Here is a 21,693-nt window from a genome sequence, read left to right on the forward strand (position 1 = left end):
TGGACCCGTTGGACACGCAGATCCGTGCGTACAAGTTCCTCATGCGACCCACCGCCCGTCAGGTCCAGGCCCTCGCCGCGATGCTGGTCGACCACTGCTCGCTCTACAACGGGGCCTTGGAGGAACGGCGCGACGCCTACCGTCACGCCTCGAAGACGACGGTCAAGTACGGCCAGCAGTCGGCGCAGCTCAAAGACATTCGGGCGTTCGACCCGCAGCGCCAGGGCCGGTGGTCGTTCTCCAGCCAGCAGGCGACGCTTCGGCGTCTGGACAAGGCGTTCGCCGCGTTCTTCCGTCGGGTCAAGTCCGGCGAGAAACCCGGATACCCGCGCTTCCGGGGCGTGAACTGGTTCGACACGGTGGACTTCCCCAGGGACGGGGACGGCTGCCGGTGGGACTCGATGCCCGGTCACCCTCGCAGGGTCCGGTTCCGAGGTGTCGGGCACGTCAAGGTCAACCAGCACCGTCAGGTGGTCGGCAGGGTCAAGACCGTCTCGGTGAAGCGCGAGGGCAAGCGCTGGTGCGTGGTGCTGACCGCCGAGCAGTCCAAGCCCGAACCGTTGGAACCCACCGGTTCGGTGGTCGGGATCGACCTGGGCATCGCCAATTTCCTTGCCGACTCCAACGGTGGCTTCGTTTCCAACCCGCGCTTCGGCCGGGAGAACGCCGAGGCCCTCGCGCAGGCTCAGCGGCACCTGGCCACCTTCCCCCGTGCTTGCCGGGACAAGCGCTCCAAGAAGCACCGCCGGGCCGTCGAGAAGGTCGCCGACCTGCACGGCAAGGTCCGCCGCCAACGGCTCGACCACGCGCACAAGACCGCCCTCACCCTGGTGCGCCGGCACGATCTGATCGCGCACGAGAAGCTGAGCATCAGCAACATGGTGCGTGCGCCGAAGCCGAAGCCGGACCCCGCGCGGCCGGGCGGCTTCCTGCCCAATGGTGCCGCCTCGAAGGCCGGGCTGAACAAGTCGATCACGGATGCGGGTTGGGGGGTGTTCCTCGGGATCCTCACCAGCAAGGCTGCAAGCGCCGGCCGGACGATTATCGCGGTGGACCCCCGCAACACCTCCCGGACGTGCCCACAACCCGCGTGTGGCCACGTCTCCGGGGAGAACCGAACCACTCAGGCAAAGTTCCACTGCGTACGGTGTGGCCACACGGACCACGCGGACACGGTGGGTGCCATCAACGTTCTACGGGCCGGGCTGGTCCACTGCGACGCCAACCCGGCGTAACAGGAAGCCCCGTCCCCTTAGGGCGGGGAGGAGTCACGCGTGTTCTCATCACCGGCGCGTCCGGCTGGATCGGCTCCGCCGTCGTTCCCGAACTCATCGACGCCGGCCATCAGGTCGTCGGGCTCGCCCGCTCGGACGCCTCGGCCGCCGCCCTCTCCGCGGCCGGGGTCGAGGTGCTTCGCGGCACCCTGGACGATCTCGACGCCCTGCGCAGCGCGGCCGCCGCGTCGGACGGCGTGCTCCACCTCGCGTTCAAGCACGACATCGCCTTCTCGGGCGACTTCCAGGGCGCCGCCGACGCGGATCGGCGCGCCATCGACACCTTCGGCGAGGCACTCGCGGGTTCCGACCGGCCGTTCGTCATCGCCGCAGGGGTGCTCGGGCTCGCTCCGGGGCGGCTCGCGACCGAGCGGGACGGCCACCGTCACGACCCGGCCGCGACGCCGCTGATCGGCGGCGTGCAGACCCGGATGGCCAACGCCGAGGCGACGGTCGCCCTCGCGTCGCGCGGCGTCCGCTCGTCCGTGGTGCGGCTGGCTCCGACGGTCCATGGCGACGGGGACCACGGCTTCCTGGCCACCCTGGTCGCCATCGCCCGCGCCAAGGGCGTCTCCGGCTACCTCGGCGACGGGTCCAACCACTGGCCCGCCGTGCACCGCATCGACGCCGCCCACCTGTTCCGGCTGGCGCTGGAGAAGGCCCCGGCGGGGTCGACGCTGCACGCGGTCGCGGACCAGGGCGTGCCGATCCGCGCCGTCGCCGAGGTGATCGGGCGCCACCTCGGACTCCCGGTGGCCGCCGTCGCTCCCGAGGACGCGGGCGGCCACTTCGGCTGGCTGGCCGGGTTCATCGGGGCCGACAGCCCGGTGTCGAGCGAGCTGACCCGCGAGCTGACGGGCTGGCAGCCGACGCAGCCCGGGCTCCTGGACGACCTCGACCGCGGCCACTACTTCCGCACCCCGGCCGCCTGAGCAGCCGCGAGGAGGGCCGGCCGCGAACAGTTCAGGCGGCGGGCTCGTACACGAAGGGCTGAGTGGACGTGACGACCTGGAAGCCGCGCTTTCGCAGCAGGGGCTCCGAGGTGGGCAGGGCGTCGGTGAAGACCAGGGTGCGGCCGCGCTCGTACGCCTCCGCCAGCCTGGCGGCGACGACGGCGGTGAACAGTCCCCGCTTGCGGTGGGTGGTCTTGGTCCGGCCGCCGGCCAGCTCCGCGCAGTCGCCGCCCGCCCGGAAGTGGATGCGCCCGCACGCCGCCGGCTCCCCGTCGACGTACGCGACATGGACGCTCATCGATTCCGGTTCCGCTCGCAGGATCGCGGCCAGCTGCTGCTTCTCCTCGTCCGGGTTCCGGCGGCCGATCTCGCGGGCGATCTCCGCGTAGTCGACCAGGCCCGCCTCGTCGCGGACGCGTCGGACCTCGGCCTCGACCTCGGCCTCGGGGGCGCCGAAGGCCGCCATGGTCGCCTGGGTCACCGGCAGTACGAGGACCAGTTCCGGATCGTCCGCCTCGAAGCCCGCGGCGAGCAGCCGTTCGGCCAGAGGGGTGGGGGTGTCGTGACCGTAGACCTTCCACTCCAAGGCGTAGCCGCCGTCGCGGGCCAGGGCCTGCTCCGCGCGGATGACCTCGTCGACCTCCTCGGGTGCGAGCCGCGAGAACACGATCCGGCACTGCGAACCGTCGGCCGCGTACTCGCGGACCACGCCCCCGCGGCCGGCCGGTTCGCCCATGGCCCTGCGCTCGGCGTCGAGGGTCGCCAGGATGTCTCTGCTCATGAATGCGCTCCCTGCCGGTGGTGCCCGCTTGGATCAGGATCTCAGCGATCGGTCGGCTTCCGCTCCTTCATCCCCCTGTGCCGGCAGTCTCCTCGTGCGCACTCGGGATGCGCTGCTTAAAGTGAGCTCATCACTACATTCCGTACCTGACGGCCCTGGTGGCAATCCGGGTGCCGGACGGGCGGTGCGACCCGAGAGGACCTGCTGTGATCACAGCGCGTGACATCATGCACGGTGGAGCCAAGTGTGTCGATGCGAACGACACCCTGCTGAACGCGTCCCGGATGATGCGTGACATGGGGGTGGGCGCCCTGCCCATCTGCGGCGAGGACAAGAAGCTCAAGGGCATCATCACCGACCGCGACATCGTGACGCGATGTATCGCGGAGGGCCGCGACCCGGCGACCATGAAGGCGATGGAGCTCTCCGGACACCTCCACTGCGTCCGCGCGGACGACGACATCGACATGGTGCTGAAGAAGATGGAGCAGCACCAGATCCGCCGGATCCCGGTCATCGACAACGAGATGATCGTCGGCATGATCAGTGAGGCGGACATCGCCCACGGGCACCGCGAGGGGAACCGGCTGACCGACCGCCAGATCCTCGAGTTCATGGACAGCATCTACGTGAACCGCTGAGGTCGGCCGCGACAGGGCGCCGGCACAAAGTCGTTCCGGCGCCCTGTCGCATACCCGTCTGGGCGCAGCGGGTCGGGGGGAGCTGATCTTCCCTCAGCTAAACTGCGGCCGTGCCCGGCCGCCAGGTCGGCCACCCATCACCGCCTGCGAGCTACTGCGAGGACAACAGAGTGACCATATCGGGGGATTCACGAAGCAGCACGCCGCGTCGAGCCCTGCTCGCCGGTGCGGTAGCCGGCCTGGGGCTGGCAGGTGTCGCGGTGACCGCCGGGGCCACACCGGCCGCCGCGGCCACCGGCTCGCTGGACTGGCTCAGCGTCAAGGACTACGGCGCCCTCGGGGACGGCGCGACCGACGACACCGCGGCGGTGCAGAGCGCGCTCAACGCCGCGGCGGCGGCCGGGGGAGGAACCGTCTACTTCCCGGTGGGGAAGTACCTGGTCACCCCGGCGAACGGCAACCCCGCGCTGACGGTCGGCGGCAACGGCATCCGGCTGGTGGGGGCGAGCAGCAAGGGCGCCACGCTGCTCAAGGGCGGTAACGGCATCCTGCTGCGGATGTCGGGAGCCGGCACCGATCCGAGCGGTGCCACGCACCGGAGTTACTGCTCGGTCGAGAACCTCGGGTTCAACGGCAACGGCAAGACCGGGCTGCTCCTGGAGCTCTACTACAACGACAACTCCTACATCCGCGACGTCTTCATGTCGAGCAACAACGACCTGTGCATCGACGCGGTGGAGTTCTGGGACTCCCGGTTCTACAACCTGGTGATCGAGTCGAGCAGCGGCACCCCCGGCAGCACCACCCAGCCCAACGTGTGGCTGCGCAACTCCTCCTCTGCCACGGTGAACACCTGGGGGTACAGCGGCGACAACGTCAACCAGATCCACTTCGTCGGCTGCCGCATCGAGGCGTTCGGCACCGGCGCGCTCTGGATCACCCAGGGCGCCGCGGCGACCAACAACCCCAACGGGATCTACCTGACCGACTGCAAGTTCGAGACCTCCAGCATGCAGGGCGGTCCGCACCTGAAGGTCGACGCCTCCTGCAAGCACGTATACGCGACCAACATCTACGCCTACGCGGGCGGCTTCGCCCCCGGCTACTCGACCGTGCAGAACATCATCGCCTGGGCGGGCACCGCCAGCGCGCTGGAGAACGTCCTGATCGCCAACGGGTCCACCGCGACGGTGAATTCAGGCGTCGACCTGTACGCGGGGCCGGGGACGACCGCAGTGCTGCGCAATGTCGTCGGGCTCTACGGCACCCAGCCGGCCGGCAGCCACATCTACTATGAGAGCTCCAGCGCGGGCGACTTCCGGGTGGACGACTGCTACGGGAACGTCGGGGGACAGAACGGCGGCACCGTCCCGGTCAGGAACGCCCCGAACCCGCCGCTGCGCCTGGTGGCCGGACCGGTCAGCGACGCGTCCTTCACGCACCCGCCGCTCGACGGGACCATGGCGGTCGACACGGCCACCAAGCACCTCTACGTACGGGTGGGCGGCGCCTGGCTGTCGACGGCCCTCGGCTAGCTCACCCGCTACGCACCGGTACGGGTCCGTTCGGTGGAATTGTGCCGGTGCGCGGGGCCTGTCAGGGCTGTCCGGGGGCGGGCGGCGGCGAGAGTTCTCCCCGTCCCCCGCCCCCGGATCGAGCCGTCGCACGGCTCGACCGACGGGCGCCGCCGTGTGGAAGACCCCGGAGCCGTGTATGCGCCGCCGACCTGCTGCCCTCCTGGTGGCCGCCGTCCTGGCCGGCCCGGCCGCCTTCGCGGCCGCCGCTCCCGCCGCTCCCGCCACTCCCGCCGCGGTGGCCGAGCACCGGCCGGTGGAGGCGGTGCGCCGGCAGAGCGGGGTGGTCCGGGACGGCGACTGCCCGATCGCCGCTGCCGAGGTGACGCTCTACCGGGCGGGCGAGGGTGAGCGCGGCCGGCCGACCGTCCTGGCACGCGGGCGCAGCGGCGCCGACGGCCGGTTCGAGCTGGGCTACCGGAGCAGCGCCGATCCGGACGCGGTGCTCTACCTGGTCGCCGACGCACCAGCCGACGCACCTGGCGTCGCCCCTGCGGGCCAGGGCGGGCGAGGTCCGGTCCGGCTGGCCGCGGTGCTCGGGGCGCCGGATGCCTTCCCCCAGGCGGTGGTTGACGAGCAGACCACCGTGGCGGCCGCCTACGCCATGGCGCAGTTCACCGAGCAGAGCCGGATCAGCGGCACCCGGCCCGGAGTCCGCAACGCGGCAGCCGTCTCGCACAACCTGGCCGACGTCGCGGGCGGCGGGACGGCCCGGTTCCTGGCGACCGCGCCCAACGGCGACCAGACCTCCACACTGCAAGCCTTCAACGGACTGGCCAACCTGCTGGCGGGCTGCGTCTCGGGCCGGACCTGCGGGGAGCTGCTCCGCGCGGCCGCCCGCCCGGGGCGCCCGGAGCCCACCGACACCTTCCAGGCCCTGGTGGAGATCGCTCGCGCGCCGGGCGTGCGGGTGCAGGAGCTGTTCGCGCTCTCCACGGTCCGCCCGCTCTTCGCCCCCGCGCTGCCCGCCGCGCCGACGGCCTGGACCCTGGCCCTGCGCTACCAGGGCGACGGCCACGAACTGGACGGGCCCGGCAACATCGCCTTCGACGCACAGGGCGATGCCTGGGTGGTCAACAACTACCGCTTCGGCGCGGACCCGCACGCCTCGGTGTGCGGAGGCCGGGCGCTGCTGCGCTTCACCCCGGACGGCCGTACCGTGCCCGGCTCCCCGTACCGGGGCGGCGGCGTGTACGGCGCCGGCTTCGGGATCGCCTTCGACCCCACCGGCGACGTGTGGGCCGGTAACTTCGGCTTCCAGGGCTCCGGTTGCCCGCTCGACGCCTCCACGCGCTACCGGAGCGTCTCGCAGTTCGCCCCGGACGGTACGGCGCGCTCGCCGCGCACCGGGTGGCAGGTGGGCGGGATCGTCCAGCCGCAGGGCATGGCCGCCGACCGGGACGGCACGGTGTGGGTCGCCAATTGCGGCGGCCGCAGCGTGACGCGGATCCCGCACGGCGACCCGGCCCGGGCGCAGAACCTCACGGCGGGCGATGGGCTGGTCAAGCCGTTCGGCATCACCGTCGATCCGGGCGGCCAGGTCTGGGTGACCGGCCACGGAAGCGACAACGTGGTGGCGCTGGCCCCCGACGGCACGCCGGTGCGGGCGGTGACGGGCGGGGGCCTGAAGAAGCCGATGGGTGCCGCGGCCGACAGCCTGGGCAACGTGTGGGTGGCCAACAGCGGGATCGTGCCGCTGCCCTGTGAGAACGACGGTACGGCGCAGTCGCTCGCCGACGCGGTGAGCGGTCTGCGGGCCCCGGGGGAGGGAGCCTCGGTCACCCGGGTGAACCCCGACGGCAGCACCCCCGCGCAACCGTTCACCAACGGCGGGCTGTTCGTGCCCTGGGGCATCGCGGTGGACGGCGACGACAACGTCTGGGTGGCCAACTTCGGCGGCCAGCGCCTCGCCCAGCTCTGCGGCGCCCGCGCGGGGGCCTGCCCGACGGGCGTGCAGCCGGGCGAGCCGATCTCGCCCGCGGCCACCGGCTACACCAGCGACGGCCTGCTGCGTAACACCGGGGTGCAGATCGACCCGTCCGGGAACGTCTGGCTCGCCAACAACTGGCAGACGGTGCCGCTTCAGACCAACCCCGGCGGCCACGAGCTGGTGGTCTTCGTCGGACTCGCCGCGCCGGTGCGCACCCCGCTGATCGGCGCCCCGCAGCGACCGTGACCGTGACCGCGACGGCTGGTCGGTGGTGGGCGCCCGACTGTGGTGTGATGCCACCGTGAGCAGCGCCGTAGAAGAGACCAACCGCCGCATGCTGCGGGCCCGGGACGCGATGGACCGCGCCTACGCGCAGCCGCTGGACGTCCCGGCCCTGGCCCGGATCGCCCATGTGTCGCAGGCGCACTTCATCCGCACCTTCCGGGCCACCTTCGGCGAGACCCCGCACCGCTACCTGCAGCGCCGCCGGGTGGAGCGGGCGATGTCCCTGCTGCGGGAGACCGACCGCAGCGTGACGGACATCTGCTTCGAAGTCGGCTTCGCCAGCCCGGGGACCTTCAGCCGTACGTTCCGCGACATCGTCGGTCGCTCGCCGAGGACGTACCGTCAGCAGGCGGCGGCCACGGGCGTGCCGACGTGTTTCACGATGGCCTGGACGCGGCCGAGCGGCTGACTTCTTCCGGTTGTCCGGTTGAGCAATTTTGGATAAGTTTCCGGCCGGCCGAGCCCGTAGCGTGGTGCACATGTTCAACGCCATCACGCAATCGCAGATATACGTCCTCGACCAGGACGAGGCCATCGACTTCTACGTCGGCAAGCTCGGCCTGGAGGTCACCGCCGATGTGAACCTGGGCTTCATGCGCTGGCTGACCATCAGCATCCCCGGCCACCCGGAGCGTCAGATCCTGCTGGAGAAGCCGGGCGCACCGGCCATGTCCGAGGAGACCGCGCAGCAGGTCCGCGAGCTGGTGACCAAGGGGGCGATGGGGGGCTGGCTGATCTTCACCACGGACGACTGCCGCAAGACCTACGAGACGCTGCTGGCCCAGGGCGTTGAGTTCACCGAGGAGCCCACCGACCGCCCGTACGGCACCGACTGCGGCCTGCGCGACCCCTTCGGCAACCGCATCCGCTTCACCCAGCCCAACGCATAACCGACCCCGACGTGCCCGGGACGTCCTCGACGTCCCGGGCACCTCGCCGTGTCCTGTCCTGCGCTTCCGCCTAGATGGAAATGAAAGTCGTTTCCATCTAGAGTACTGTGAGTCCCGCCGGGACGGGCCCTGTGCCTGTCCCGGCGTCCGCACATCCAGCTGGTAGCCAAGGAGTAACCATGCCCGAAGACTTCAGGTTGCCGGTGGTGGTCGTCGCCGGACTGCATGAGGGTGAACGCCGTCAGGCCGTCGTCGAACTCCTGGAGGGTAGCGTCGACGCCGTGGTCCTCCACCACGACCTGCGGGACGCCTCCGCCGGCGTAGTACACCGCCATATCCGCGACATCCAGGGCGAGTTCGCGCCGACCGATGTCCCGCTCAGCAACGACTGCCCGTGCTGCGCGGTCCGCGAGGACCTGCTTCCCGAACTGCTCAGGATCGCGGAGCTCGGACAACACGGCCTCGCCGTCGTCGAGTTGTGGGGTGGCAGCGACCCGCACCCGGTCGTCGAGCTGATCGCCGGCGGCGAGGTCGGCGACCGCTGCCTGCACGAGGTGGTCGAACTCGCCGGTGTGGTCACGGCGGTGGACCCGCTGCGGCTGATCGGCGAGCTGTCCGTACCGGACGAACTGGTCGAGCACGGCCTGCACACCTGCGCCGGTGACGGCCGCACCTGCGCCGAGGCGCTCGCCCACCAGGTCGAGTACGCCACCGTGCTGGCCGTGCCGCGGGCCGGCCGCGACGGTGACGCTCCCGAACGGCTGGCGGGGCTCTCGATGCTCCGCCAACTGCACCCCACCGCCCGTACCGTCCAGCTCGGCACGGGCGGGCTGATCCGAGCGGCGCTCGGCGGCTTCGACGTCGCCGCCGCCCGCGACCGGGTCAACCCGACCATCGCGCTGCTGCCCCAGGAGCACGACGAGGCGGGCGTGGCCACCGTGGTCTGGGAGCGCCGCCGCCCGCTGCACCCCTCCCGGCTGCACGAGGCGCTCGACCAGCTGGTCCCCGCCGCCCAACGCAGCAGGGGGCGGTTCTGGTTGGCCAACCGCCCCGACCTGATGCTCGCCTGGGACGCCGCCGGCGCCAGCCTGGCAGTGGAGGAGTGCGGCCCCTGGCTGGCCTCACTGCCGGACGCCGCCTGGGACCTCTGCACGCCGACCCGGCAGGCCGCCGCCGCTCTGGACTGGCACCCCCTGCACGGCGACCGGGTCCAGCAACTCTGCTTCACCGCCGAGGGCTTGGACACCGACGGGATCGTCGAACTGCTCGACTCCTGCCTGCTCACCGACGCCGAACTCGCGGTCGGCGCGTCAGGCTGGAAGACCCTGCCCGACGCGTTCGAGGACCTGCTGGACGCCGTGTCCTGACTCCTGCCCCCCGCAGCCGGCGTACGAGCGCGGCTTGCTCACGCACTGGGCCGGAGTGCTCTCGCCTGACGGATGAAAGCGTGTGCGAAAATCGATCATGCCTGTGACAAATCCTTGGCTGGCCGGGCCAAGTCCCAAGAAGCGACTCGATCGTGCGCGCCTCGAAGAGCGCGTGCTGAACCTCCTCTCGTCGCAGAACATGTGTGTACTGGCGACGTCGGGGGACGCGGGACCGCTGGCGACGCCGGTGCGCTACTACCATCTCGACTTCGCGCTGATGTTCACTGCGGCTGCTGCATCGCCGAAGATGCGCAACATCGCGGCGGACCCACGCGTCTCGGTCGGGGTCTTCGCACCGCTCGTCGGTCAGGCCAGCAGCCGGGGCGCTCAGGTGTTCGGCCAGGCTCGCGTGCTGGACGAGGGCGATGGCGACTTCGCGCACTACTGGTCGGCCTTCCGATGGCAGTCCGACCACGTCGAGCGTTCGCTGTCCCTCGACGAGCCTCCGTCCGGGCCCCTGGTCGTGGTGGAGGCCGAGCGGATCGTCTATACCGAGCACTGGCTGCGGCGCGACGGGTTCGCGCCGCGTCAGTTCTGGACACGGGCCGACTAGGGCCTGATCGCCCGCCGCCGAGGCCGAGGAGAGCAGCCGGACCAGCGCTCTCCTCGGCCCCGCGCTCGCGGCGCCGGACGTCAGCCGCTGATGCTGCCCGCGCCGGTCTCGATGTGGCCGGTGGCCCGGCGGGACCAGGTGGGGTCGCTGCTGACCGTGACCGTGAAGTCGTACCAGCCCTGGGCGATGGTGACCGCGTTGAAGTAGTCCGAGGCGGTGGCCCCGGGGGCGACCTGGTAAGTCCAGGTGCCGCTGCGGTAGTTGTTCGCCGTGATGGTGAAGGTGACGGCCGAGGCTCCCGTGTTGGTCATGGTGAACCAGACCGCCTGGCTGCCCGTGTCCGGTGCGGGGGCGTAGGAGGCCGAGGCCTCGGCGGTCTTCCCGGCGGCGGTGGCGTCCCCGGTGAAGTGGCGCAGGAAGCGGTTGGGGCCGACGACGGTGAGGTCGTACTGGCCGTTGCCGTAGTTGGCGCCGATGTTGAAGTAGTCGCTGGTGCTGCCGTCGGTGCCGGTCGAGGCGTTGTAGGGCGCGACGGTGTACTGCCAGGGGCCGCCGGTGCGGTGAGCATTGGCGTAGATCGAGTAGTGCGCGTAGGCGGTGGCCCGCGGGCCCTGGTTGGCCATGTCGATCCAGAGCAGGATCTGGTTGTTGGCGTCGTATTCGATGCGGTCGACCCAGGCGTTGGGCTGGTAGGGCAGCGCGCGGGCGAGCTTGGTGCCACTCTCCTGGGCGGGCATGGAGTTGGTTCCCGGGCTCGGGTTGATCTGCGTGTTCGCGGTGGCCTGGTTGATCGTGGCGCTGGTGCCGGGCAGGGCCGGGAGCCCGTAGACGGGCTTGGTGAAGTCGAAGGCACCGGTGAGGTCGCCGCAGACCTGGCGGCGCCAGGTGCTGATGTTGGAGCAGACGGCCGGGGTGCCGAGGGCGGCGGTCCAGGTCTCCAGGAAGCGGATGACGCTCGTGTGGTCGTAGACCTGGGAGTCGACGTAGCCGCCGCGGCTCCACGGGGAGGCGATGATCATGGGGACCCGGAAGCCGAGGCCTATGTTGGTGCCGGAGTAGAACTCGCCGGCGGTCCCGGCGGGTGCGGCGGGCGGCGGCACGTGGTCGAAGAAGCCGTCGTTCTCGTCGTAGTTGAGGAACAGGACGGTGGAGTTGAAGGTGGTCGGGTCCGCCGCCAGGGCCTGCAGGACGAGGTTGACGAAGTGCGCCCCGTTCTCCGGCGGGCCGTCGGGGTGCTCGGAGAAGAGCTGGTTGGCGACCACCCAGGAGACCTGCGGCAGCGTGCCCGCCAGCGCGTCGGCCTTGATCGCGGCCGCGATGTCGTCCGGCGTCGAGCCGGTGCTGGGCACCGAGCCCATGCCGCGCTGGCTCAGCGGGCTCGAACTCGGGGCACCGGTGAACTGGTTGAAGTAGGCCAAGGCGTTGTCGCCGAAGTTGTCGGAGGCGTTCTGGTAGACCTTCCAGCTCACCCCGGCGTTCTGCAGCGCCTCGGCGTAGGTCTGCCAGTGCAGGCCGCTCTCGCTGCCGCCGTCGTAGGCCGGGCCGCCCGCGGTGGCGTTCGGGTCGATCGTGCCGGACCACAGGTAGGTGCGGTTGGGGCCGGTGGCCGACAGGATCGAGCAGTGGTACGCGTCGCAGATGGTGTAGGCGTCGGCCAGCGCGTAGTGGAACGGGATGTCCGAGCGGTTCATGAAGCCCATCGTCCGCGGCGAGCCCTTCGCGGCGATCCAGGAGTCCATCTTCCCGTTGTTCCAGGCCTCGTGCTGGGTGGACCAGGAGTGGTCGAGGGAGCCGTCGCACTGCGCCAGCGTCTCGCCGCTGCTGCCCCACCACCAGGTGTTGGTGGCGCTGAGCTGCCACGGGTACTGCCGGCCGCTGCCGTTGACCTGGTTGAAGACGCTGTTGCCGTCCGGGAGTTGGATGGTGGCGCGATCACCGAATCCGCGCACGCCGCGCAGCGAGCCGAAGTAGTGGTCGAAGCTGCGGTTCTCCTGCATCAGCACGACGACGTGCTTGACGTCCTGGATCGTCCCGGTGGTGGCCGCCGCCGCGCGGGGCGCGGCCAGGGGCAGGGCGTCGAGTCCCACGGCTGCGCCGAGCGCGGCGGCGGAGCCCAGGAACGTGCGACGGGTGACGGGCGACATGGGGGGCCTCCAACGAAAGCGGTATATACACCTTGTGGCTAGGAGACTGTCGGTCGGCCAGATGTCTACCGATCGGTAGCACGATAGCGGGGAGATGAATCGATGTGAACACTTGGCGTCGCCGAGCGGAAATGACCTGCCCGGGCCGCGACCGTCAACCCCAGCTCCCGAGGCCATGCGTTCAATAACTGAAATATCTGGCGTTCTCATCGGCAGTCTCTGCTTCGAGTATTGACAGCAACAGGGACTGGCGGGAGGCTCTGGCACGCCGATTCCGCTGGGGGCCCGACCGGCCCGAGCGGGCTGCCGCAGTGTCAGGACTGCGGCGGCGGCTGCGCGCCCGGGGAGGTCGCCGTCCCCGGGCGCCCCCACCCTGCCGGCGACCGGAAGGCGTGCGCAGATGACCAGCTCCAGGGGCCGACGAAGGCCGTGGCAGCGCAGGACAGCACTTCTCACCGCCGGGCTGACGCTGGCGGCGGCCGCACTGACCGCGTCCGCGGGCGTCGCGGCGGCCGCCACCGCGCCGGGCGGGCCGGGCGTGAACGCGGTCTGGAACGAACCGCACGTCCAGGGCTTCGCGGACGCCATCCAGGCGAACTCGAAGGTCTGGTACTCACTCGGCGACGGCCAGCTCGAAAACGTGATGTACCCGCAGGTCGACAACCCCGACACCTTCGGCCTGCAGTACTACGTCACCGACGGGTCGACGTTCACCGACAACGAGGTGGCGAACACCAGTCACGCGATCTCGCTGGTGGACCCGACATCGCTGGAGTGGAAGCAGACCAACACCGCCGCCAACGGCAAGTACACGATCACCAAGAGCTATGTCGCCGATCCCGCCCGGTCGGTCGTGCTGATCAACACCACCTTCACCAACCTGAGTTCCTCGCCGCTCTACCTGTACGCCCAGTACAGCCCGGCGTTGAACAACGACGGGATGGGCAACTCCGGCGGCACCGACGCGAGCGGCGACCTCACCGCGTCCAACGGCAGCGTGGCCAGCGCCATGGCCGCCTCCACCGGGTTCACCGCGACGAACACCGGCTACGCGGGCACCGCCAGCGACGGCGCGAGCCTGCTGGTGGCCAACCGCAACCTGTCGACCGCCTACAGCGGGGTCTCCGCGGCCGGGCACCTCACCCAGACCGGCCAAGTCCCGGTCGCCGCAGGAGGATCGACCGCCTTCACCCTCGCGCTGGGATTCGACACCACCACCGGCGCTGCCGTCTCCGACGCCACGGCCTCACTGTCGGGCGGCTTTGCCGCCGCCGAGACCTCGTTCCAGAGCGGCTGGCACAGCTGGCTGGCCGGCCTGCACGCGGCTCCGGCCTCGGTGACCGGCAACGCAAAGCTCCTGCAGCAGTACGACGTCTCGCTGATGGAGGTGAAGGCCGACGAGGACAAGAACTACGTGGGCGGCTTCGTCGCCGCGCCGAACACCCCTTGGGGCGCCGGCGTCTTGGCCAACAGCGCCGGCCAGCACGGCTACCACCTGGTGTGGACCCGTGACGAGTTCCAGATGGCGTCCACCCTGCTCGCCGCCGGCGACAGCACCGACGCCAACGACGCGCTCAGCTACATCCTCGGCTACGAGGAGACCTCCAGCGGCTATGTGAAGCAGAACTCCTGGCTCAACGGCACCCAGGTCTGGGGCGGCACCCAGCTGGACCAGGTCGCCTTCCCCGCCATCCTGGCCTACCAGCTCGGCCGCACCGACGCCGCCACCTGGGCGAAGATCAAGACCCTGGCCGACTACCTGGTCGCCAACGGACCCAGGACCGGCCAGGAGCGCTGGGAGGAGAACGGCGGCTACTCGCCCTCCACCATGGCCGCCGAGGTCGCCGGCCTGGTCTGCGCCGCCAACCTGGCCACCGCCAACGGCGACTCCACCGACGCGGCCGGCTACCTGAAGACCGCCGACACCTTCCAGGCCGCCGTCGACGCCGACACCTACACCACCTCAGGACCGATCGGGAACGGCTCGTACTACGTGCGGATCACCCCCAACGGCAACCCCAACGCCTCCGACACCGTCAACATCGCCAACGGTGGCGGATCCTTCGACCAGCGCGCGATCGTCGACCAGGGCTTCCTGGAGCTGAGCCGCCTCGGCGTGAAGCCGCCCGGCTCCGCGCAGATCACCAACTCCCTGGCGGCCGTGGACTCGACCATCAGGACCGTCATCCCGGGCTACGGCACCTACTTCAACCGCTACAACCACGACGGCTACGGCGAGACGTCCACCGGAGCCGACTACACCGGCGCGGGCGTCGGCCGCCCCTGGCCCGTGCTGTCCGGCGAGCGCGGCGAGTACGACGTCCAGGTCGGCAACACCACCGACGCCGACGCCATGCTGAGCAGCATGGCCAACGCCGCCAACGCCGGCTACCAGATCTCCGAGCAGATCTGGCCGACCGCCTCCGCCGACGGCTTCACCCAGGGCCAGCCCGACAACTCCTCCACCCCGCTGATGTGGGCGATGGCCCAGTACGTCCGCCTCGCCATCGACATCTCGGCCGGCAGGACGGTCGAGACCCCGGCGGTGGTGGCCCAGCGCTACGCGGGCGGCGGCGGTGGCACCGTCAGCGAGAAGGTCACCGTCACCGTCCCGGTCGACACCGACGCCTCCGGGCAGACCGTCTACCTCGAGGGCAACCTGTCGGCGCTCGGCGAGGGCCAGTCCGACTGGGCGGCCAACGGCATCGCGATGACCCGGCTGGACGCGACGCACTGGACCACTACCGTCAACGCCGCCGCCAACGCCACGCTCGCCTACAAGTACGACCTGGGCGGGAACTGGAACAACGCGGAGGAGAGCACGTCCTGCGCAGGCGTGGGCAACCGCTCGATGCCGGTCAACCGTGGCACCGCCACGGACACGGTCGGGAACTGGCAGGGCCCCGGCACCTGCGGCTCGGCGGCGGCGGTCATCACGGTGACGGTCCCGGCGAACACCCCGAGCACCGCCACCGTCCACCTGTCCGGCGACTTCAGCGCGCTGGGCACCGGGATGGCGGCCGCCAACGACTGGAACGCGGCCCTCTACCCGATGACGAAGGTCGACGCCACGCACTGGACGCTCACCGTGACCAGCGTCCCGGGCGCCACGCTCCAGTACAAGTACACCCTGGGCTCCTGGAGCAACGTCGAGGAGGGCGGTGGCTGCGGCTACGTCGGCAACCGGTCCTTCGCCTTCCAGGGCGCGGCCACCAGCTACCCGGCCAGTGACACCGTCAGCGCCTGGCAGGGCCTGAACGGCTGCTGACCCTGAGCGGGGTACGGCGCGGCGCGCCGGAGCGGATCTCGCTCCGGCGCGCCGGTGTGCCAGCCGGGTCAGTGTGTCAGCCGGGTCAGTGCGTCAGCGGCCAGTGGTCAGCGGGCCGGCCAGGTGGGGAGGATCGAGCGCTTGAAGGTGAAGGCGGTGACGCCCGCGAACGAGGCGTACCAGGCCAGCAGCGCGGTCAGCAGGCCGAACCAGCCACCGATCCTGGTGACGCTGTCGCTCGATCCGAAGGCGCCCGCCGCGAGCAGGGCGAAGGTGACGGTCAGCGAGGCGAAGACGGCCAGCACGGCTCCGCTGACCCGCAGGGCGGCCACCGTCATGTAGGCGGTGAAGATGGTCCAGCCGAGCAGGAAGAGCCCGACGGCCTGGTGGGTGTGCGGGTCGTCGCCGAGGCTCGGCAGGACGGTCTTGACCAGGAAGTAGTACGAGAGCCAGAACGCGCCGTACGAGCTGAAGGCGGTGGCGCCGAAGGTGTTGCCCTTGCGGAACTCCCACATTCCGGCGAGCAGTTGGGCCAGTCCGCCGTACACGAGGGCGAGCGGCAGCACGACCGCGCCGAGCTTCGCGTCCAGCAGGTCGGCGTTGAAGCAGCTGAGCACGAAGGTGGTCATGGCGAAGCCGGCCAGGCCGAGCGGCGCGGGGTCGGCGATCTCGGCAGCGGCGGTCGACGGGGCTGACGGTTGGGTTGCCATAGGCGTCATCCTTTCGAGGACGTGCGGGACGAATAGGTGACAGAACCAGTATTTTGACGCGATCAAACGGCTTAAAACCAGTAGTACGCAAGGTTTTTCTGACAAGAGTGAACTGTTCTCGTACGTCTGAGAAAGCTGATTCAGATGGTGCTGATGTGACTGTTGAGAAATAGAACAGAGAGGAGAAATGAGAACGCACGTTCGTGTCTCTGTCGTTGGGCACTCCGCTCGGAGGTGCTGCTCTCCGGTAAGGGCGGCGGATAAACGTATTAAAGGAAGACTCGGCTATCCGAGACAAACCGTTTCTTCAGCCCCTACTATCGATGAGATGGCTCAATGGCGGACCGTCGTCATGGTCATTCCGGGGGTGGCGAAAGCATCTTTGATTTCTACGTTCATGGCGTGCGAATCGAAACGCAGTGAGAGGTACGGCGGTGATTGCCGACCCGCGTCCGTGGTCAATCAACTGGAAGAGTCGGCAACTCTACTGAAGGAGTAGGCAATGCCTGAAACGGGATTCTCCGGTAAATCCGATCCAAGGTCGCACCCGCACGCAAACTCGCACGCGCTGAATAGCGGGCCCGCGGTGGTGCGGTCGTGAATTCCGATGCCCTGGAACGGATTCTGCGCGGCCCCAGCGGTCTGGGTACGGCGAGCCTGCACCCGCTCGCTGCGGAACTGCCCGAGAGCCCGGTGCTGCCCGAACTGGACGGACCGCCCGAGCTGGACGCGCTGCCCGGGCGGGAGGGGCCGCCCGAGCCGGGTGAGCCGGTCCCGGGCCTCTACTACCACCCGGTCCCCGAGCCCGATCCCGAGCGGGTGGCCGAGGTGGGGCGGCGGATCAAGGCCTGGGCCCTGGACGAGGTCGAGCTGTATCCGCCGGAGTGGGAGGACCAGTTCGACGGTTTCGCCCTCGGCCGCTACATGGTCGTCTGCCACCCGGACGCTCCGACCGTCGACCATCTGATGCTAGCCACCCGGCTGATGGCGGCCGAGAACGCACTGGACGACCTCTACTGCGAGGACCACGGAGGCTCGCCGGTCGGCCTTGGCGGCCGGCTCCTGCTGGCCCACACCGCCCTCGACCCGCTCCACACCACCGGGGAGTACCAGCCGCACTGGGAGGACTCGCTGCACGCGGACGCCCCGCGGCGCGCCTACCGCTCCGCGATGGACTACTTCACCCGGGCCGCCACCCCTTCCCAGGCCGACCGCTTCCGGCACGACATGGCCCGCCTCCACCTGGGCTACCTCGCCGAGGCGGCCTGGGCCGAGACGAACCACAGCCCGCAGGTGTGGGAGTACCTGGCGATGCGCCAGTTCAACAACTTCCGCCCCTGCCCCACCATCACCGACACCGTCGGCGGCTACGAACTGCCCGCCGACGTCCACGCCCTGCCCGCCATGCAGCGCGTCATCGCGCTCGGTTCCAACGCCACCACGATCGTCAACGACCTGTACTCCTACACCAAGGAGCTCGCCGCCCCCGGCAAGCACCTGAACCTGCCGGTGGTGATCGCCGAGCGCGAGGGCCTGAGCGACCGCGAGGCCTACCTGAAGGCCGTCGACGTGCACAACGACCTGATGCACGCCTTCGAGGCCGCCACCGCCACCCTGGCCGCCACCCACCCCGACCCGGCGGTGCTGCGCTTCCTGCGCGGCGCGGCCGCCTGGGTCGACGGAAACCACCACTGGCACCGCACCAACACCTACCGCTACAGCCTGCCCGATTTCTGGTAACCAAGGAGCTGACCGAAGTGACCACCATGGACCTCACCCCCGACGCCGCCACCACGGCCGCGATCCCCGGCCCGGCCACGCCCTACCAGGACGACATCGCCCGCTACTGGGACCAGGAGGCCCGCCCCGTCAACCTGCGCCTGGGCGACGTCGACGGCCTCTACCACCACCACTACGGGATCGGGGACGTCGACCTCGCCGCCGTCGGCGCCCCGGGGGACAGCGAGCGCGAGAAGAAGGTGGTCGCCGAGCTGCACCGGCTGGAGTCCGCGCAGGCCGACGTACTGCTCGACCACCTGGGCGACGTCCCGCGCGAGGGCATGCTGGTGGACGCCGGGTGCGGCCGGGGCGGGTCGATGGTCATGGCGCACCAGCGCTTCGGCTGCCGGGTCGAGGGCCTGACCCTCTCGGCCAAGCAGGCCGACTTCGGCAACCAGCGCGCCCGCCAGCTCGGCATCGACGGCCACGTCCGCTCCCAGGTCCACAACATGCTGGACATGCCGTTCGAGACCGGTCAGGCGGCCGGCTCGTGGAACAACGAGTCCAGCATGTACGTCGACCTGCACGACCTGTTCGCCGAGCACTCCCGGATCCTGGCGGTCGGCGGCCGCTACGTGACCATCACCGGCTGCTGGAACCCGGCCTACGGGCAGCCCTCCAAGTGGGTCTCGCAGATCAACGCCCACTTCGAGTGCAACATCCACTCCCGCCGGGAGTACCTGCGCGCGATGGCCGACAACCGCCTCGTCCCGCAGGCCGTCATCGACCTCACCGCCGCCACCCTGCCCTACTGGGAACTGCGGGCCACCTCCGCCCTGGTCACCGGCATCGAGGAGGCGTTCATCTCCTCCTACAAGGACGGCTCCTTCCAGTACCTCCTGATCGCCGCCGACCGCGTCTGACCGGGTCTGACCCGCCCCCGACCACACCCGAGGGGCACCCCGGCGATGACACCGCCGGGGTGCCCCTCGCAGCAGTGCCGGACCGGTCAGGATTCGAGAAGCGCCGACCACCGAGCCGCCGCTAACGTGACGGCCATGGACATCAGCATTCACACCAGCGCCCTGCCGCACGACGACCCGGACGCCTCGCTGGCCTTCTACCGCGACACCCTCGGTTTCGAGGTCCGCAGCGACGTCGGACACGGCAAGATGCGCTGGATCACGGTCGGACCCGTCGGCCAGCCCGGCACCTCCATCCTGCTGGCGCCGCCGGCCGCCGACCCCGGGGTCACCGAGGACGAGCGACGCACCATCCTGGAGATGATGGCCAAGGGCACCTACGGCTGGATCCTGCTGGCCACCCGCGACCTCGACGCCACCTTCGAGCAGCTGCAGGCCGGCGATGCCGAGGTCGTCCAGGAGCCGACCGAGCAGCCGTACGGCATCCGCGACTGCGCCTTCCGCGACCCCGCGGGCAACCTGGTCCGCATCCAGGAGCTCCGCTGATGTGCCACCCCGCCTGGACGCACGCACTGACCGCGGCGCAGCGCCTGAGCGATCTCGCGCGGCTGCGCCGCGTCCGGGACCGGATCGACCGGGAGTACGCGCAGCCGCTGAACGTCGAGGCGCTCGCCCGGGGCGCGAACATGTCGGCCGGGCACCTCAGCCGCCGGTTCCGCCTCGCGTACGGCGAGTCGCCGTACTCCTATCTGATGACGCGCCGTATCGAGCGCGCGATGGTGCTGCTGCGTCGGGGCGACCTCAGCGTCACCGACGTCTGCTTCACGGTGGGCTGCTCGTCGCCGGGCAGCTTCAGCACCCGCTTCACCGAGCTGGTCGGCATGCCGCCCAGCGAGTACCGGCGCCTCGCCACCTCACCGGTACCCGCGCCCTGATCTCACGTCAGTCGGCCCCGGCGCCGGCGGGCGCCTCGTACTCGCCCCGCTCCTCGGCCCGGACCGCGCTGTGGACGTCGTCGCTGCTCATCGCCAGCCGGACCGCCGCCGCGTAGACGACCAGCGCGAAGACGATCACGATCAGCAGGTCCCACCAGTCCGGGATGGAGTTGCCCCCGCCGTAGCGGCCGAACCGGCCGATCAGGATCAGGCCGCCGAGCCAGGGCCAGACCCAGGCCGAGTTGCGCCAGTGCAGCGCCGGGCGCTCCTCGAGCGGGAGGCTGAAGCGGGTGGCGGTGAAGACGGCGAGCCCGACCACCAGGGCGAGCCCCAGCTTCCAATCCGCCTCGTAGCCGGACCAGTAGATGATCAGATTGGCCGAGACGAAGGCGGCGGGCGCCAGAACCCGCCAGGCCGGCAGGCGGTAAGGGCGCACCTGCTCCGGGTCGCGCAGGCGCAGGGCGTGCAGCGACACCGGTGCGAAGGCGTACATGATGGCCGTGGCCGAGGTGATCAGCCCGACCAGGGACTGCCAGCTGGGGAACGGCAGGAAGGCGATCTCGCCGATCACGAAGGCGAGCAGGATGGAGCTCACCGGGACGCCGCGCCGGCTGAGCCAGGAGACCCGGCGCGGCAGTGCCCGCTGGTGGCCCATGGCGTAGGAGAGCCGGGAGGCGGTGGCGACGTAGACCAGCCCGGTGCCGGCGGGGGAGATCACCGCGTCGATGTACAGCACGGTGGCCAGCCAGCCTGCCCCGGCGGCGGTGGCCAGGGTGGCGTACGGGCCGAAGTCGCCCTTGCCGACCGGGTTGGCCCAGCCGTGGGCCACGTTGGCGGGGTCGATCGCGGCGATGAACGCGACCTCGAGCAGCAGGTAGACGATCGTTCCGATGATCATGGCGGCGATCACCGCGCGCGAGATGTCGCGCTGCGGGTTGCGCGCCTCGCCGCCCATCTGGATCGCCTGCTCAAAGCCCTGCAGTGCGAAGACCACACCGGCTGGGAGCGCGGCGAAGATGCCGTGCGCGCCGTAGGGTGCGAACCCGCCGCCGGCGCTGAAGTTGGAACTGTGGAAGGTGAGCGACATCAGCACGACGACCGTCATCAGCGGGACGATCGTCTTCCAGATCACCGCGACCGTGTTGGTGTCGGACATCAGCTTCACGCCGACCAGGTTGACGACCGTGAACAGCAGCATGAAGCAGCTGGCGATCAGCAGCCCGGCCGGGGTGAGGGTGCCGTTGGTGTGCAGGATCGTGACGTTGTCCTTGACCCAGCTGATGTGGGCGCTGTACGAGAGCGTGGCCTCCACCTCGACCGGGGCGATGCTGACGGCCTGCACCCAGGCCATCCAGCCGGCGCCGAAGCCCGCCAGTGAGCCGAACGCGAAGAACGGGAAGCGGGCGGTGCCGCCCGCCACGGGGTAGGCGGCGCCGAGCTCGGCGTGCACCAGGGCGAGGAGGGCGAGCATGACGGCGGCGATGACCCAGGAGATCAGCGAGGCGGGGCCCGCGATGGTGGCGGCGGTCAGCGCTCCCAGCAGCCAGCCGGAGCCGATGATGGATCCCAGGGAGACGAACAGCAGGCCCCAGAATCCGATGTCACGGCGGAAGTGGCCGGTCGCGGCGGGACTGCCGCGATCACTGGTGGTCGTGGCCATGATGCCTCCTGGGCGTTTCACCGCTG

General features: G+C 70.3%; 17 protein-coding genes and 1 pseudogene. 14 read left to right on the forward strand and 4 right to left on the reverse strand.

All coding sequences use genetic code 11. The features are described from left to right. Positions 1-41 precede the first annotated feature (41 nt). The gene (locus P3T34_RS37700) at positions 42-1,235 is read left to right on the forward strand and encodes a transposase (RefSeq protein WP_280671029.1); all 1,194 of its coding nucleotides are present in this window, start codon (positions 42-44) and stop codon (positions 1,233-1,235) included. Positions 1,236-1,282: 47 nt separating this feature from the next. Further along, the gene (locus P3T34_RS37705; RefSeq protein WP_280672639.1) at positions 1,283-2,206 is read left to right on the forward strand and encodes an SDR family oxidoreductase; all 924 of its coding nucleotides are present in this window, start codon (positions 1,283-1,285) and stop codon (positions 2,204-2,206) included. A gap of 31 nt (positions 2,207-2,237) precedes the next feature. Here the strand turns inward: P3T34_RS37705 and P3T34_RS37710 are convergent, their stop codons facing one another. Continuing rightward, positions 2,238-3,008, reverse strand: a complete 771-nt coding sequence (locus P3T34_RS37710; protein ID WP_280671031.1) for a GNAT family N-acetyltransferase — start codon at positions 3,006-3,008, stop codon at positions 2,238-2,240. Positions 3,009-3,214: 206 nt separating this feature from the next. Between P3T34_RS37710 and P3T34_RS37715 the strand changes: the two genes are divergently transcribed. The 7 genes from P3T34_RS37715 (at position 3,215) to P3T34_RS37745 (ending at position 10,308) form a co-directional block, all read left to right on the forward strand. Then, positions 3,215-3,649 (forward strand): CBS domain-containing protein, encoded by a 435-nt coding sequence (locus tag P3T34_RS37715; RefSeq protein ID WP_280671033.1) that lies wholly within the window; start codon positions 3,215-3,217, stop codon positions 3,647-3,649. Between the two features lie 170 nt (positions 3,650-3,819). Further along, positions 3,820-5,184: a glycosyl hydrolase family 28-related protein gene (locus P3T34_RS37720; protein WP_280671035.1), complete on the forward strand. Its 1,365-nt coding sequence runs from the start codon at positions 3,820-3,822 to the stop codon at positions 5,182-5,184. A 178-nt stretch (positions 5,185-5,362) separates the two neighbouring features. Continuing rightward, positions 5,363-7,399 (forward strand): NHL repeat-containing protein, encoded by a 2,037-nt coding sequence (locus P3T34_RS37725; RefSeq protein WP_280671037.1) that lies wholly within the window; start codon positions 5,363-5,365, stop codon positions 7,397-7,399. Between the two features lie 55 nt (positions 7,400-7,454). Beyond that, complete coding sequence (locus P3T34_RS37730) at positions 7,455-7,847, forward strand: AraC family transcriptional regulator (protein ID WP_280671039.1); 393 nt, start codon at positions 7,455-7,457, stop codon at positions 7,845-7,847. Positions 7,848-7,917: 70 nt separating this feature from the next. Next, positions 7,918-8,328 (forward strand): VOC family protein, encoded by a 411-nt coding sequence (locus tag P3T34_RS37735; protein WP_280671041.1) that lies wholly within the window; start codon positions 7,918-7,920, stop codon positions 8,326-8,328. Between the two features lie 179 nt (positions 8,329-8,507). Further along, complete coding sequence (locus tag P3T34_RS37740; RefSeq protein ID WP_280671043.1) at positions 8,508-9,695, forward strand: GTP-binding protein; 1,188 nt, start codon at positions 8,508-8,510, stop codon at positions 9,693-9,695. A gap of 97 nt (positions 9,696-9,792) precedes the next feature. Next, positions 9,793-10,308, forward strand: coding sequence for a pyridoxamine 5'-phosphate oxidase family protein (locus P3T34_RS37745; RefSeq protein WP_280672641.1), 516 nt, complete (start codon positions 9,793-9,795; stop codon positions 10,306-10,308). An 80-nt stretch (positions 10,309-10,388) separates the two neighbouring features. On the opposite strand, the gene P3T34_RS37750 is transcribed toward P3T34_RS37745, so the two are convergent. After that, the gene (locus P3T34_RS37750; protein ID WP_280671044.1) at positions 10,389-12,452 is read right to left on the reverse strand and encodes a phospholipase C, phosphocholine-specific; all 2,064 of its coding nucleotides are present in this window, start codon (positions 12,450-12,452) and stop codon (positions 10,389-10,391) included. Positions 12,453-12,852: 400 nt separating this feature from the next. On the opposite strand from P3T34_RS37750, the gene P3T34_RS37755 reads away from it, so the two are divergent. Further along, entirely contained in the window at positions 12,853-15,720 is a 2,868-nt protein-coding gene (locus P3T34_RS37755; RefSeq protein ID WP_280671045.1) for a glycoside hydrolase family 15 protein, read from the forward strand. A 107-nt stretch (positions 15,721-15,827) separates the two neighbouring features. Here the strand turns inward: P3T34_RS37755 and P3T34_RS37760 are convergent, their stop codons facing one another. Continuing rightward, entirely contained in the window at positions 15,828-16,430 is a 603-nt protein-coding gene (locus tag P3T34_RS37760; protein ID WP_280671046.1) for an acetate uptake transporter, read from the reverse strand. Positions 16,431-17,033: 603 nt separating this feature from the next. Here P3T34_RS37760 and P3T34_RS37765 point away from each other — a divergent pair. The 4 genes and pseudogenes from P3T34_RS37765 to P3T34_RS37780 form a co-directional block, all read left to right on the forward strand. After that, positions 17,034-18,170, forward strand: a pseudogene (locus tag P3T34_RS37765) (family 2 encapsulin nanocompartment cargo protein terpene cyclase); the annotation flags it as partial. A 17-nt stretch (positions 18,171-18,187) separates the two neighbouring features. Then, positions 18,188-19,072 carry a geranyl diphosphate 2-C-methyltransferase gene (locus P3T34_RS37770; protein WP_280671047.1) on the forward strand — a complete coding sequence of 295 codons (885 nt, stop codon included), beginning with the start codon at positions 18,188-18,190 and terminating at the stop codon, positions 19,070-19,072. Positions 19,073-19,207: 135 nt separating this feature from the next. After that, a complete protein-coding gene (locus P3T34_RS37775; RefSeq protein ID WP_280671048.1) occupies positions 19,208-19,618 on the forward strand; it encodes a VOC family protein in 411 nt (136 codons plus the stop codon). Further along, positions 19,618-20,007 carry a helix-turn-helix transcriptional regulator gene (locus tag P3T34_RS37780; RefSeq protein WP_280671050.1) on the forward strand — a complete coding sequence of 130 codons (390 nt, stop codon included), beginning with the start codon at positions 19,618-19,620 and terminating at the stop codon, positions 20,005-20,007. Before P3T34_RS37775 ends, P3T34_RS37780 begins: the two co-directional genes overlap by 1 nt. A 7-nt stretch (positions 20,008-20,014) precedes the next feature. Here the strand turns inward: P3T34_RS37780 and P3T34_RS37785 are convergent, their stop codons facing one another. Further along, a complete protein-coding gene (locus tag P3T34_RS37785; RefSeq protein WP_280671052.1) occupies positions 20,015-21,667 on the reverse strand; it encodes an APC family permease in 1,653 nt (550 codons plus the stop codon). Between the last annotated feature and the right edge of the window lie 26 nt (positions 21,668-21,693).

The sequence above is a fragment of the Kitasatospora sp. MAP12-44 genome (assembly GCF_029892095.1).
Classification (GTDB): Bacteria; Actinomycetota; Actinomycetes; order Streptomycetales; family Streptomycetaceae; genus Kitasatospora.

Excerpts from the sequence above, each read along its gene's own strand:
- P3T34_RS37700 (WP_280671029.1), top strand. The coding sequence starts at position 42 with ATGCGACCCACCGCCCGTCAGGTCCAGGCCCTCGCCGCGATGCTGGTC.
- P3T34_RS37710 (WP_280671031.1), bottom strand. The coding sequence starts at position 3,008 with ATGAGCAGAGACATCCTGGCGACCCTCGACGCCGAGCGCAGGGCCATG.
- P3T34_RS37725 (WP_280671037.1), top strand. The coding sequence starts at position 5,363 with ATGCGCCGCCGACCTGCTGCCCTCCTGGTGGCCGCCGTCCTGGCCGGC.
- P3T34_RS37735 (WP_280671041.1), top strand. The coding sequence starts at position 7,918 with ATGTTCAACGCCATCACGCAATCGCAGATATACGTCCTCGACCAGGAC.
- P3T34_RS37740 (WP_280671043.1), top strand. The coding sequence starts at position 8,508 with ATGCCCGAAGACTTCAGGTTGCCGGTGGTGGTCGTCGCCGGACTGCAT.
- P3T34_RS37745 (WP_280672641.1), top strand. The coding sequence starts at position 9,793 with ATGCCTGTGACAAATCCTTGGCTGGCCGGGCCAAGTCCCAAGAAGCGA.
- P3T34_RS37750 (WP_280671044.1), bottom strand. The coding sequence starts at position 12,452 with ATGTCGCCCGTCACCCGTCGCACGTTCCTGGGCTCCGCCGCCGCGCTC.
- P3T34_RS37755 (WP_280671045.1), top strand. The coding sequence starts at position 12,853 with ATGACCAGCTCCAGGGGCCGACGAAGGCCGTGGCAGCGCAGGACAGCA.
- P3T34_RS37760 (WP_280671046.1), bottom strand. The coding sequence starts at position 16,430 with ATGGCAACCCAACCGTCAGCCCCGTCGACCGCCGCTGCCGAGATCGCC.
- P3T34_RS37775 (WP_280671048.1), top strand. The coding sequence starts at position 19,208 with ATGGACATCAGCATTCACACCAGCGCCCTGCCGCACGACGACCCGGAC.
- P3T34_RS37780 (WP_280671050.1), top strand. The coding sequence starts at position 19,618 with ATGTGCCACCCCGCCTGGACGCACGCACTGACCGCGGCGCAGCGCCTG.
- P3T34_RS37785 (WP_280671052.1), bottom strand. The coding sequence starts at position 21,667 with ATGGCCACGACCACCAGTGATCGCGGCAGTCCCGCCGCGACCGGCCAC.